The 12,287-nt window shown below is 74.0% G+C and carries 10 protein-coding genes and 1 riboswitch; of the genes, 6 read left to right on the forward strand and 4 right to left on the reverse strand.

Going from position 1 to position 12,287, the window contains the following annotated elements:
• The first annotated feature begins 389 nt into the window (after nucleotides 1–389).
• Nucleotides 390–572, forward strand: a riboswitch (cyclic di-AMP (ydaO/yuaA leader).
• A gap of 2 nt (nucleotides 573–574) precedes the next feature.
• Complete coding sequence (locus ACIRVF_RS32955; protein WP_402826099.1) at nucleotides 575–1,540, forward strand: peptidoglycan DD-metalloendopeptidase family protein; 966 nt, start codon at nucleotides 575–577, stop codon at nucleotides 1,538–1,540.
• A gap of 470 nt (nucleotides 1,541–2,010) precedes the next feature.
• Here the strand turns inward: ACIRVF_RS32955 and ACIRVF_RS32960 are convergent, their stop codons facing one another.
• The 4 genes from ACIRVF_RS32960 to ACIRVF_RS32975 form a co-directional block, all read right to left on the reverse strand.
• Nucleotides 2,011–2,730 (reverse strand): DUF2470 domain-containing protein, encoded by a 720-nt coding sequence (locus tag ACIRVF_RS32960; RefSeq protein WP_402826102.1) that lies wholly within the window; start codon nucleotides 2,728–2,730, stop codon nucleotides 2,011–2,013.
• Nucleotides 2,731–2,844: 114 nt separating this feature from the next.
• A complete protein-coding gene (locus ACIRVF_RS32965) occupies nucleotides 2,845–3,264 on the reverse strand; it encodes a RidA family protein (protein ID WP_402826105.1) in 420 nt (139 codons plus the stop codon).
• A 29-nt stretch (nucleotides 3,265–3,293) separates the two neighbouring features.
• On the reverse strand, nucleotides 3,294–4,043 hold the full coding sequence (locus tag ACIRVF_RS32970) for an IclR family transcriptional regulator (RefSeq protein WP_402826108.1): 750 nt from the start codon (nucleotides 4,041–4,043) through the stop codon (nucleotides 3,294–3,296).
• 37 nt (nucleotides 4,044–4,080) lie between these two features.
• On the reverse strand, nucleotides 4,081–5,280 hold the full coding sequence (locus ACIRVF_RS32975; RefSeq protein WP_402826111.1) for a sugar kinase: 1,200 nt from the start codon (nucleotides 5,278–5,280) through the stop codon (nucleotides 4,081–4,083).
• A 121-nt stretch (nucleotides 5,281–5,401) separates the two neighbouring features.
• Here ACIRVF_RS32975 and ACIRVF_RS32980 point away from each other — a divergent pair, with 121 nt between their 5' ends.
• The 5 genes from ACIRVF_RS32980 (at nucleotide 5,402) to ACIRVF_RS33000 (ending at nucleotide 12,169) form a co-directional block, all read left to right on the forward strand.
• Nucleotides 5,402–6,772, forward strand: a complete 1,371-nt coding sequence (locus ACIRVF_RS32980; protein WP_402826114.1) for an alanine racemase — start codon at nucleotides 5,402–5,404, stop codon at nucleotides 6,770–6,772.
• Between the two features lie 20 nt (nucleotides 6,773–6,792).
• On the forward strand, nucleotides 6,793–8,463 hold the full coding sequence (locus tag ACIRVF_RS32985) for an amidohydrolase family protein (RefSeq protein WP_402826117.1): 1,671 nt from the start codon (nucleotides 6,793–6,795) through the stop codon (nucleotides 8,461–8,463).
• The gene (locus ACIRVF_RS32990) at nucleotides 8,460–9,083 is read left to right on the forward strand and encodes a bifunctional 4-hydroxy-2-oxoglutarate aldolase/2-dehydro-3-deoxy-phosphogluconate aldolase (protein ID WP_402826120.1); all 624 of its coding nucleotides are present in this window, start codon (nucleotides 8,460–8,462) and stop codon (nucleotides 9,081–9,083) included. Before ACIRVF_RS32985 ends, ACIRVF_RS32990 begins: the two co-directional genes overlap by 4 nt.
• 277 nt (nucleotides 9,084–9,360) lie before the next feature.
• Complete coding sequence (locus tag ACIRVF_RS32995) at nucleotides 9,361–10,953, forward strand: alpha-amylase family glycosyl hydrolase (protein WP_402826123.1); 1,593 nt, start codon at nucleotides 9,361–9,363, stop codon at nucleotides 10,951–10,953.
• Between the two features lie 130 nt (nucleotides 10,954–11,083).
• Complete coding sequence (locus ACIRVF_RS33000) at nucleotides 11,084–12,169, forward strand: hypothetical protein (RefSeq protein ID WP_402826126.1); 1,086 nt, start codon at nucleotides 11,084–11,086, stop codon at nucleotides 12,167–12,169.
• The last annotated feature ends 118 nt before the right edge of the window (nucleotides 12,170–12,287 follow it).

Below are 12,287 nucleotides of genomic sequence, written 5' to 3' on the forward strand. Positions count from 1 at the left end.
CCGAGCACCGTCGCGAGCAGTACCCAGCGTCCCTGCGCGGTGCCCAGGCGGAGGGAGCCGGCTTCGGAGGTGGTCACGGCCCGATCCTGCGCCCGGTGGGGCGCACGTGACAAGGGTCACCGGGAGGCGTGTCGGTCGGCGACGGTGCGTGAACGGAAGGTCGCGCTGGGGTCCGGCGATCGGCGCAGGGTCGTGGATCAGTGGCGCCGGGTGAATGGATTGTGCACGTACGGTACAGCGGATCATTCGGAGGGTCACCGCCTGTCAAGGATTGGTTGCCGCTTCAAGAGATCGACATTGCTTCACCCGAACGGATGGGTTTTAGTTCAGCGACCGCCCGGCCAGTCCGGACGGATCCGCCGGGTGGAACGCCGAGTCCTGCCGCTGCCCGGTGGTTCGAACTGAACTCTGTACGGCAGGAGCGGGGGACCCACAGGTAAGTCGCCGGACCGGAGTTCGCGCTTTTCGGAGCGCGGACGTCCAGGACCGGCTCGGGGTGAAGCCGCGCATGCGGCCGGGCAACTCCAGCCCGAACCCGACAGCTCACCTCGCAGGCGTCGGAGAGGAAAGTTCCATGCCTGCACAGGCTCGTCGTATCGCCCTGCCCCGTGCCGCCCGCATCGGCATCGCCACCGCTGTCACCGGTGTCTCCTTCGTCCTGCCGCTGGTGACCGCGATGAGCGCCCAGGCGAACACCGCCCCGGCCGCTTCGCACGCCGCTCCCGCCTCGGCCGCCTCGGCCATCGCCCACGAGAGCTACCGCGTCGTCAGCGGGGACACCCTCTCGGAGATCGCCGACGTCAAGAATGTCGACGGCGGCTGGCACGCGCTGTACGAGCGGAACCGCTCGGTGGTCGGCGCCGACCCGAACCTGATCTTCCCCGGCCAGCAGCTCGCCCTCGTGGGCCAGGCCGCCGGGGCCCCGGGTGCCGCTGACGCCGCTGACGCCGCTGACGCCGCGAAGCCCGCCGCGCCGGCGAAGCCGTCCGCGTCGGCCACCCAGGACTCCGCCGCCGCGGACACCCAGCTGCAGGTCCAGACCGAGGCCGCCAAGCCGGGCGCCCAGCTGCAGACCCAGGTTCAGGTCGCCGCCCCGGCCCAGGCCGTCACCGCGGCCCCTGTCGCCGCCACCGCCGGCTACGTCGCCCCGCTCGCCAACCCGGTGCTGGGTGAGGCCTACGGCGTGGCCGGCTCGATGTGGGCCTCCGGCCACCACACCGGCCAGGACTTCGTCGCCTCCACCGGCACCCCGCTGCGCGCCGTCGCCAACGGTGTCGTGGTGAAGGCCGGCAACGGCGGCGCCTACGGCAACGAGGTTGAGATCAAGCTCGCCGACGGCAAGTACGCGCAGTACGCGCACCTCTCGGTGATCGGCGTGAAGATCGGTCAGAACGTCACCGTCGGCCAGCAGCTGGGCCTCTCCGGCGCGACCGGCAACGTGACCGGCCCGCACCTGCACTTCGAGATCCGCACCGGTCCGGAGTACGGCTCGGACATCAACCCGGTCACCTACCTGCGGGCGCACGGCGTCGCGCTCTGACCCAGCAGGGTTTCAGGAACCACCGCTGTCGCGGGGGCGAAACGGTCCTCCGGGATGGTCATGTCGGGTGACCGCTCGACCGGACGATCGCCGCGGTAGTGGACATGGGCGCGGGACACGCCCACGGTCGGCCCGGCTGCAGGGGAGATCTCCCCTGCAGCCGGGCCGACCATTTGCCGTTCTCGGTACCGGCTGGCGTTCGGTGCTCCGAACGTGCGTCGACTCGGGCTGCTTCCTGCGGGCGGATTCGCTTCTCCTGGAGGACTGCTCCGCATGGCGCCGGGGAGTGGGCCGGGACGGGGGACGTGGACCGGCCGAAGGCGGGGTGGCTGCGCCGGCGGGCTTCGAGTCGAGCGCGATGTACGGGGAGGATCGTGCTGGACGACGCGGCGGAGGGCGACCGAGGGCCTGCCCCGGCGGTTCCCGCGCGCCGCTGTGGCCTGGCCCCGGTGGGCCTGGCGCCGCTGGACCTAGCCCCGGTGGGCCGGCAGGCCGTGCTGGGCGGCGGTGAGGAGCTCGTGCATCCGGTGGCCGAAGTCCTCGGTGTCGCAGGCGGGTTCGGGGAAGACCAGGCGGACGTCGCGGTGGCCGTGCGAGTGGTCCAGGCGCAGCACCAGGCCGTGGCGGTCCAGGGCGAGCGGGCGCACGGCGGGGCGGTGGGTGAGCAGGGCCGGGTCGAGGAGCCCGGCCAGCAGGTCGAGGGCGTCGGCGTGGTCGTCGGCCAGGTGGGTGAGCAGTGCGGCCTCGTGGCGGGCCAGCGGGTCCGGGGTGGCGAGGGCGAGGTCGGCGGCGGTGAGCGCGTTGGTGCCGTACGGGGTGGCGAGGACGGCGTGGGCGACGTCCACCCGCAGGTGGACGCTCAGGCCGTCGTCGGCGAGGTGGGCCAGGTGCAGCCGGCCGGCCAGGGTGAGCCGGGCGCGGATGCGGTCGCGGACGGCGACGGGAGAGACGTCGGTGACGTCGAGGACGACGGCCAGGCCGTCGGTGGCGCCGGCGGCGGCCGCGGTGAGCGGGGCGTCCAGTGGGGCGCGCAGGCGCAGGCGGGAGCCGTGGACGGAGACCGGGGTGTCCAGGTCGTGGTGCTCGCCGAGGGCGCGGACGGTGAGTGAGGAGGTCGCGCTGAGCAGGCTGTGGACCCGGTCGGCGGTGGTGGGCTCGGGCACCTCGGCTTCGCCGTTATGCAGGCTCATGGACGGACCTCCTCGTAGTTAGGTGAGCCTAACCTAATGTCCGGGTTGGGGTGTGGCAAGTGGGGCCCGGGCGCCGTGGGGGCGTCCCGGGCCCTCGGGGGTGCCGATGGCGGCTCAGGCGACGACGGCCTGGGCGTCGATCTCCACCAGCATGGGCTCCTGGGGGAGTTCGACGAAGACGGTGGTCCGGCAGGGCTTCACCCCGCCCGGCGCGATGTTCTCCTCGATGAACTCGGTGTAGGCCTCGTTCATCAGCGGGAAGTGGGCGCGCTCGGTGAGGTAGACGCGGAACATCACCACGTCCTCGACGGTGGCGCCGCCCGCCTCGACGATGGCCTTGACGTTCTCCAGGGTGCGGCGGGTCTGCGCCTTCACGTCGCCGCGGTGGAGGTACTCGCCGGTCGCCGGGTCCTGCGGGCCCTGGCCGGAGACCTGCAGGATCGGGCCCTTCCGGACGCCCTGGGAGAACATCCAGGCGGGCGCGGGGGCGCCGTCGGTGCGGATCTCGGTCTTGTCGGAGGGCGCGCGGGACATGGAGCTCCTTGTCGGTCGATGACTGTTCGTCAGATGTGGTCCGGACGGCCGCAGTCGGCCGAGACGGCGCGGGTGGTGGCGAGCAGCTGCGGGAGGAGGTCCAGCACCTGCTCGTACGGGAGGAGGACGTCGGGGACGGAGATGGAGGCGGCGGCGACGACCCGGCCGGTGGCGTCCCGGATCGGGGCGGCGACGCAGTTGATGAAGGCCTCGTGCTCCGCGTGGTCCTGCGCCCAGCCCTGGGCGGCGACCTGCTCCAGTTCGGCGAGCAGCGCCTCGGGCGTGGTGAGGGTGCGTTCGGTGTGCGGGGTGAAGTCGATCCCGGCCACCACCCGGCGGCGTTCGGGCAGCGGGAGGTCGGCCAGCAGCACCTTGGAGACGGCGGCGCTGTGCAGGGCGGCGCGCAGGCCGATCCGGGAGTACATCCTGACCGGGTGACGGGAGTCGAACTTGTCGATGTAGACCACTTCGCCGCCCTCGTAGGCCGCCAGGTGCACGGTCTGGCCGGTGGCGGAGTTCAGCTCGGCGAGGTGCGGGGCGGCGATCCGGCGGATGCCGCGCTGCTCCAGGGCAAGGCCGGAGAGCGCGAACAGACCCGCGCCGAGGTGGTAGCGGTAGGCCGCGTCGCGGTAGACGAACCGTTCCTCCTCAAGGCTCTGGAGCAGTCGGAGCACGGTGGTCTTGTGCACGCCGAGGACCTCGGCCAGCTGGTCGAGGGATCGCTCGCCCTCGCCGAGCTGGGCGAGGATGCGCAGGGCGCGGGTGACGGTCTGGCTCATCGGGCTCGTGCTCCGGTCAGGTGGCTGCGGGTCGTGCTCATTGTGCCCGGGCCGGATCGGCCGCTCCGGCCGGATCGGACGGATGGGAAGGGTCCGGGCGGTCCGCCGGATCCGGCGGATCCGCGGGCTTCCCGGGCCGGGGCCCGGCCGGTACCGCGGTGCCGGCCCGGCCGGGAGGCAGGGCGGGGGAGGTGATGCCCCTGGCGGTGACCCGGGTGGCCGCCCAGTCGGCCGGGGAGGCGCCGAGCAGCGCGGCCACCACCGGGGCGGGCGGCAGCTCGGCCTGGTCGCCGTGGGCGGTCAGCGCGCACGCCGCGCCCAGGTGGCCGAGCCGCAGCCGTCCGCGCTGGTCCAGTCCGCGGAGGGTGCCGGCCAGGTAGCCGGCCGCGAAGGCGTCGCCCGCGCCGGTGGCCTCCACCACCTCGACGGCCAGGGCCGGTTCGGCGACCGCCGTGCCGTCCCGTTCCAGGGCGGTGACCATCCGGTCCGCGTCCTTGACCACCACGGTGGCGGGGGAGGGGAAGCGGCGGCGCAGCGCCGCGGGTTCGTCGGTGCCGAAGGCGGCCAGGGCCTCGTCGGCGCCGAGCAGCAGCAGGTCGGCGGCGTCCAGCAGGGGCGGGAGCACGGCCGGGTCGCGGTCCTGCCAGAGCGCGGGGCGCCAGTTGAGGTCGAAGCTGACCAGCCGGTCCGGGCGGCGGTCGGCGAGCAGGGTGCGCAGCAGGGCCAGGCAGTCGTCGGAGAGCGCGGCGGTGATGCCGGACAGGTGCAGCAGGCGGGCACCGGCCAGCAGGGCGGCGGCGGCCGGGTCGGCGAGCAGGGCGGGGGAGAGCGCGGCGGCCGCGGAGCCGCGCCGGTGGTAGTGCAGGCGGCTGCGGCCGGGGCCGAGGTCGTGCCGGTGGCCGGTGGCGCCGCCGACCTCCTTGAGGTAGAGGCCGGTCGGGCGGTGCGGGTCGACGGTGACGGCCGAGACGTCCACGCCGCGGGCGGCGAGCTCGGTGAGCAGCCGGCGGCCGAAGCCGTCGTCACCCACCCGGCTGAGCCAGGCGGTCGGCACGCCCAGTGCGGCCAGCGCCCCGGCCACGTTGGACTCCGCGCCGCCGACGGACAGCCGGAAGTTCTCCACGGCCTCCAGCGGGCCCGGGCGGTCGGGCAGCAGCACGGCCATCGACTCACCCACGCAGACCGCCGTCGGGGGAGGTTCGGGGCGGGTCGGGCCCGGGGTGTCCTGTCGCGGCATCTGCTGGGCTCCTCGGGGCAGTCGGTTCCGTTGACCGTGATCCGGCGCCGATGCTAGAACCGTGCTGGCAGTATGTGCAACCCTCGTTGCACATGTTGCAACGAGGCGGACGGAGGAGACGGTGGAGCAGACCTTCGCGGGTGACCGGGGTCCGGTGGGCGGCAGTGCCCCCGTGGGCGGCGGGAGCCCGGTGGGCGGCGCGGCCTTCGCGAGCAGCGCGGCCGGGCCGGGGATCGCAGAAGGGGCGGTGGCGGCCCTGGCCGACGAGACCCTCGACTGGCGGTTCAAGGCCGCCCCGCCGGAGAGTTGGGGGCGCACCGTCCGCGACTGGCTCGCCACCGGGCCGACCCTCTCCTCGCTCGGCACCCCGCTGCTCACCCTCGACGGCGCCGCGCTCGACCACAACGTCCGCACCATGGCCGACTGGTGTGCCGAGGCGGGCGTCGTCCTCGCCCCGCACGGCAAGACCACCATGGCGCCCGCGCTCTGGCAGGCCCAGCTCGCCGCCGGCAGCCACGGGATCACCCTCGCCAACCTGCCGCAGGTGCGGGTCGCCCGCGCCTTCGGCGTCCAGCGGATCCTGCTCGCCAACGCCCTGCTCGACCCGGCCGGGCTCGCCTGGCTCGCCGCCGAACTGGCCGCCGATCCGGGCTTCGCCTTCCTCTGCTGGACGGACTCCACCGAGGGCGTACGGCTGATGGACGACGCCCTGCGCGCGGCCGGGGCCGAACGGCCGGTCGAGGTGCTGGTCGAACTCGGCGGTCCGGGCGGGCGGACCGGTGTGCGCGGAGTGGACGCGGCCGTCGAGGTAGCCGCCGCCGTGCTGCGCGCGCCCACCCTGCGACTGGCCGGCGTCGGCGGGTACGAGGGGGCCCTCGCGCACGACGCCACGGCCGAGGGGCTGGCCACCGTACGCGGCTGTCTGAAGGCGCTCGGTGAGTTGCACGGTCGGCTCGCCGGCGCCTACCCGGGCGGTGCGCCACCAGTGGTCTCGGCCGGCGGCAGCGCCTACTTCGATCTGGTGGTCGAGGAGTTGGCCGCTCTGCCGGAGGCGCTGGTGGTGCTGCGCCCGGGCGCGTACATCGCCCACGACGACGGCTTCTACCGGGGCATCTCGCCGTTCGCCCGGGGCGGCGGCTCCCGGTTCCGCGGCGCGTTGCACGGTTGGGGCCGGGTGGTCTCCAGGCCGGAGCCGCAACTGGCGCTGCTGGACGCGGGCAAGCGCGACCTGCCCTTCGACGAAGGACTGCCCGAGCCGCAACGGGTGCGCGGCGGAGCGGAGTTGACGGGTACGGCGGCACGGATCACCGCGCTCAACGACCAGCACGCCTTCCTCCGCGACGCGGGCGACCTCGCGCCCGTCGGCACGACGGTGCGGCTCGGCGTCTCGCACCCGTGCACGGCCTTCGACAAGTGGACGGCCATTCCGGTGCTGGACTCCGCGGACGCGGCCGAGCCGAAGGTCACCGGGCTGGTCAGGACGTTCTTCTGATGGCGGAGGCGGAGAGAGGCGTGGGCTCCACGGACCGGGCCACGGGCGTCACAGGGGCGACCGTCGTCAGCCGGGCGACCGTCGCCGGGGGCGACACGGTCTTCAAAGGGGCGACGGTCGTCGACGGGACCGGCGCCGAGCGCTACCGCGCCGACGTACGGATCGCCGACGGGCTGATCACCGAGATCGGCCCGGTCCTGGACGGACCCTCGACCGTGGACGCCGACGGACTGGTGCTCGCCCCAGGCTTCATCGACATGCACGCCCACTCCGACCTCGCCCTGCTGCTCGAACCCGAGCACCCGGCGAAGGTCACCCAGGGCGTCACCTGCGAGGTCCTCGGCCAGGACGGCCTGTCCTACGCCCCGGTGGACGACACCACCCTGCCCGCGCTGCGCCGCCAACTGGCGGGCTGGAACGGCGATCCGGCGGACCTCGACTGGGACTGGCGCGACGTGGCCGGCTACCTGGACCGGATCGACCGCACCCGGCCCGCCGTCAACGCCTGCTACCTGGTCCCGCACGGCTCGCTGCGGATGCTCGCGGTGGGCTGGCACAACCGCCCGCCGACCACGACCGAACTCGACCGGATGCGGCAGGAGTTGGCGCAGGGCCTGCTGGCCGGCGCGGTCGGCATGTCCAGCGGCCTCAGCTACACCCCCGGAATGTACGCGGACACCGCCGAACTGGTCGAACTGTGCACCGTGGTCGCGGCCTACGGCGGCTTCCACGCGCCGCACCAACGCTCCTACGGGCACGGCGCGTTGGAGGGCTACGCGGAGATGGTGGAGATCGCCCGGCGGTCCGGCTGCGCGCTGCACCTGACCCACGCCACGATGAACTTCGGGGTCAACCGCGGCCGGGCCGGCGAGCTGCTGGAGCTGGTCGACCGGGCGCTCGCCGAGAGCATCGACGTCACCCTGGACAGCTACCCCTATCTGCCCGGCTCCACCACCCTGGCTGCCCTGCTGCCGAGTTGGGCCGCCGAGGGCGGACCGGGCGCGACCCTGGCCCGGCTCGCCGACCCGGTGGACCGCGAGCGGATCCGGTGCGCGATGGAGGAGCAGGGCAGCGACGGCTGCCACGGCGTGATCGCGGACTGGGCGACGATCCAGATCTCCGGCGTCCGCTCGGAGCGGCTCGCCGGGGCGGTCGGCCGGACCGTCGCCGAACTCGCGGCCGAGCGGGGACGGAGCGGGACGGAGACCTTCCTCGACCTGCTGCGCCAGGACGAGTTGGGCACCACCGTGCTCCAGCACGTCGGACACGAGGAGAACGTCCGGGCGGTCATGCGCCACCCGGCGCACACCGTCGGCAGCGACGGACTGCTGGTCGGTGCCCGGCCGCACCCGCGGGCCTGGGGCACCTTCGCCCGCTACCTCGGGCCCTACGCCCGGGAGTTGGGCGTTCTCACCCTGGAGGAGACGGTCGCCCGGATGACCGGCCGACCCGCGGCCCGGCTGGGCCTGGACCGGCGCGGCCGGATCGCCCCCGGCTTCCACGCGGACCTGGTGCTCCTCGACCCCGAACGGGTCCGGGACGCCGCCACCTTCGAGCAACCCCGGCTGCCCGCCGAGGGCATCGAGTACGTGTACGTCAACGGCACCGCCGTCGTCCGGCAGGGTCGCACCACCGGCGCCCGGCCCGGGCGCGCCCTGCGCCGCACCGACCGAGGGACTCTGGCCCGATGAACGATCTTTCCGAGCTGTCGGACGATCCGGTGATCGCGGTGGTCCGCGCACCCCGGATCCCGGACGCCGCCGCGCTGTGCGCCGCACTCGCCGAAGGCGGCATCGCCTTCACCGAATTCACTTACACGACACCGAACGTGACGGACCACCTGTCCCGGGCGTCCGGGGCCGGATGGCGGGTCGGGATCGGCACGGTGCTGACCGCCGAGCAGGCCGAGCGGGGGATCGACGCGGGGGCGTCCTTCCTGGTCACGCCCGGCTGCCGGCCCGCGGTCGCGGAGGCCGGACGGGCCCGGGGGGTGCCGGTGGTGCTGGGGGCGCTCACCCCGACCGAGGTGGCCCGGGCCGTCGACCTGGGCGCCGCGGCCGTGAAGATCTTCCCGGCCCGGTCGTTCGGGCCCGGCTACTTCAAGGACCTGCGCGGCCCGTACCCGGACGTGCCGCTGGTGGCCTCGGGCGGGGTGAACGCGGGCAACGCGGCCGAGTTCCTGTCGCAGGGGGCGTTGGCGGTGTGCGCGGGTACGGACGTGGTGCCGCCGGCGGCGGTCGAGGCGGGGGACTGGGCGGAGATCACCCGGCGGGCCCGGGAGTTCACCCGGGCGTGCGCGGCGGGAGCGTAGCGGGGCGCCGGCGGTGGGGGCGTAGCGGGGCGCCGGCGGTGGAGCGTAGCGGGGGCGCCCGGCGGTGGGGGCGCCGGCGGTGGGGCGGTGGAGCGGACTGGGCCGGCGTGCCGGGGGGTGGGGGTGCGCGCGGGTACGGGGGGCGGTGGTTCCGTGAAGACGCGAGGAGGGCTGTCGGGACGGCCGGGATTGGACGAGAATCGGTGGCACCCGGCTCAGCCCGGCCCCTCGGCTCTCGGCCCGCGCGGCCCCCGGACCCGGCAGGAGGACCCACCCCATGACCTCGACCCGCCCCGGCCCCGACTGGCTGGCCGACGCCGTCCTCTACCAGATCTACCCGCAGACCTTCGCGGACTCCGACGGCGACGGCATCGGTGACTTCGCCGGGATCGCCGAGCACCTCGACCACCTCTCCTGGCTCGGCGTGGACACGGTCTGGCTCAACCCCTGCTTCGCCTCGCCGTTCCGCGACGCCGGATACGACGTCACCGACTACCTGACGCCCGCGCCGCGTTACGGCCGTACCGAGGACCTGGTCGCCCTGGTCGAGGCCGCCCGGGCCAAGGGCATCCGCATCCTGCTCGACCTGGTCGCCGGGCACACCTCCGATCGCCACCCCTGGTTCCTGGCCGCCGCCGAGGACCCGGCCGACCACCGCTACATCTGGTCGGACCGGCAGGTGGAAGGCTTCGTCGCCTCGCCCGGCAGCCGCCCCGGCTGGTACCTGCCGAACTTCTTCGACTGCCAACCGGCGCTCAACTTCGGCTACGCGCGCGGTAGTTCCGGAGAGCCCTGGCGCCAGCCGGTGGACGCCGAGGGCCCGTGCGCCAACCGGGCGGCGCTGCGCGGGATCATGGCGCACTGGCTGGACCTCGGCGTGGCCGGATTCCGGGTGGACATGGCGTACTCGCTGGTCAAGGACGACCCGGGCCGGGTCGAGACCGCCAAGCTCTGGACCGAACTGCGCGACTGGCTGGACCGCTCCCACCCCCGGGCCGCGCTGTTCGCCGAGTGGGGCGAGCCGGCCGCCGCCGTTTCGGCCGGCTTCCACGCGGACTTCTTCCTGCACTTCGGCGGGGACGACCACGGCCTCCCGCTGCGTTCGCTGTGGAACAACGGCGGCGGCACGGTGGAGGAGTTCTGGCAGCAGGGCCCGTGCTACTTCGAGGCCGAGGGGCGCGGCACCCCGCAGCCCTTCCTGGACGCCTGGCGCTCCGCCGCCGAACTCACCGAGGGCAACGGGCACATCGTCCTTCCCACCGCCAACCACGACTTCTCCCGGCTCGCCGCCGGCCCCCGCTCGGGCGAACAACTCGCCCCCGCCTTCGCCTTCCTGTTCACCTGGCCGACGCTGCCCGCGGTGTACTACGGCGACGAGATCGGCATGCGCTACGTGCCCGGGCTGCCTGACGTCGAGGGCAGCGTGCTCGGACCGCGCTACAACCGGGCGGGCTCCCGTACCCCGATGCAGTGGACGCCGGGCCCCACGGCCGGGTTCTCCACCGCCGCCCCCGAGCGGCTCTACCTGCCGGTGGACCCGGACCCGCGGCGCCCGGACGTGCTCTCCCAGCGCGCCGACCCGACGTCGCTGCTGCACACCGTCCGGCGGCTGATCGCGCTGCGCCGCGCGCACCCGGGGCTCGGCTCGGCCGGTGGGGTGGAGGTGCGGCACGCCGGGTATCCGCTGGTGTACGTCCGGTCGGGGCGGTACCTGGTCGCCGTGAACCCATGCCGGGAGCCGGGGGCGGTCCGGCTGGCGGACGGCCTCGGCCGGGGCGTCGCGCGGCCGCTGGAGGCGCAGGGCGTGCGGGTGGTGGACGGCGAGCTGCGGGCGGACGGCTTCTCGTACGGCGTGTTCGAGCTGGCCTGAGCGGACGGGCGGCTTCCGATCAACGGCAGATGGTTGTAAGCTACATCCATAGATGGTTGCATTTACCACCTGCATTGGTTGTATTTGCCACCTTGGTCGGAAGATTTCGCCGGAGGACGGTACGAACGCCATGAGCACACCCCAGACCACCGCCGCAGCGCCCACCCTGGGGCACTCGCTCAAGCACCTCGCCGTCCACCTGCTCACCCCGCTGCTGATGTGCCTCGGCATGGCCCTCGCCTACCAGGGCGCCTTCCACCAGCCGGAACCCCACCACCTCAAGGTCGCCGTGGTCGGCGCCGGCCCCCAGGCGCACGGCCTGGCCCAGGCGATCCAGGGCAAGGCCGGCGACGCGCTGGACGTCCGCACCGTCGACGACCGCGCCGCTGCCGAGCAGCAACTGCGCGACCGGGACCTGGTCGGCGCCTTCGTGCCCGACGCCAGGCACCCCGAGCTGATCGTGGCCAAGGGCAACTCGGACACCTCGGTGGTGGCCGCCACGGCGGTGTTCACCAACGTCACCGACAAGCAGGGCGTGCCGCTGCACGTCACCGACCTCACCACCCTCGCCAAGGGCGACCCGACCGGCCAGGGCCTGTTCTTCCTGCTGGTCGCGCTGAGCATCGGCTCCTACGCCAGCGTCGCGGCGATCGGCGCCGCCGGTGCGGGGCTGAGCCTGCGGATCAGGGCGCTGGTCGGCGTGGCGGTCTCGCTGGTGGTCAGCGTGATCGGGATCGTCACCGCCGGACCGGTCTTCCACGTCGTCGACCACGACTACGCCGCGATCTGGGCACTCGGCTGGCTCTACTCCGCGGGCATCGTCCTGATCGGCATCGGCCTGCACAGCTTCCTGAAGAAGTGGACCACGCTCGCGCTGATGGTGCTGTTCGTGATGCTCAACTTCACCTCCTCCGGCGGCATCTACCGGCCCGAGCTGCAGAACGGGTTCTTCGGGGCCCTGCACGGCTTCTGGACCGGCGCCGGCTACCTGGAGGGCGCGCGCAGCATCATGTACTTCGACGGCGGCGCCGGGCTCGGCGGTCACGTGCTGACGCTGGTGGTCTGGCTGCTGCTGGGCGGGGTGGCCCTGGTGGCCGCGGCGATGTACGAGGGCCGCGGGCACCGCTCGGTGGAGACGGCCGGGAAGTCGGCGGGGACGCCGGCAGGAACGTCGGTGGAGGCCGAGGAGGAGATGGAGGAGGCGGTCGGGGTCTGAGGACCGTACGACCGCGGGTACCTCGAAGACTTCACCCGGCGCCACGGGCATCGCGCCGGGTGGGGACCGGCGGCCCGCGCCCGGCCTTGGACAAGCCGGGCGCGGGCCCGTTCGCGCT

The organism is Kitasatospora sp. NPDC101157, from assembly GCF_044768255.1.
Lineage (GTDB): Bacteria > Actinomycetota > Actinomycetes > Streptomycetales > Streptomycetaceae > Kitasatospora.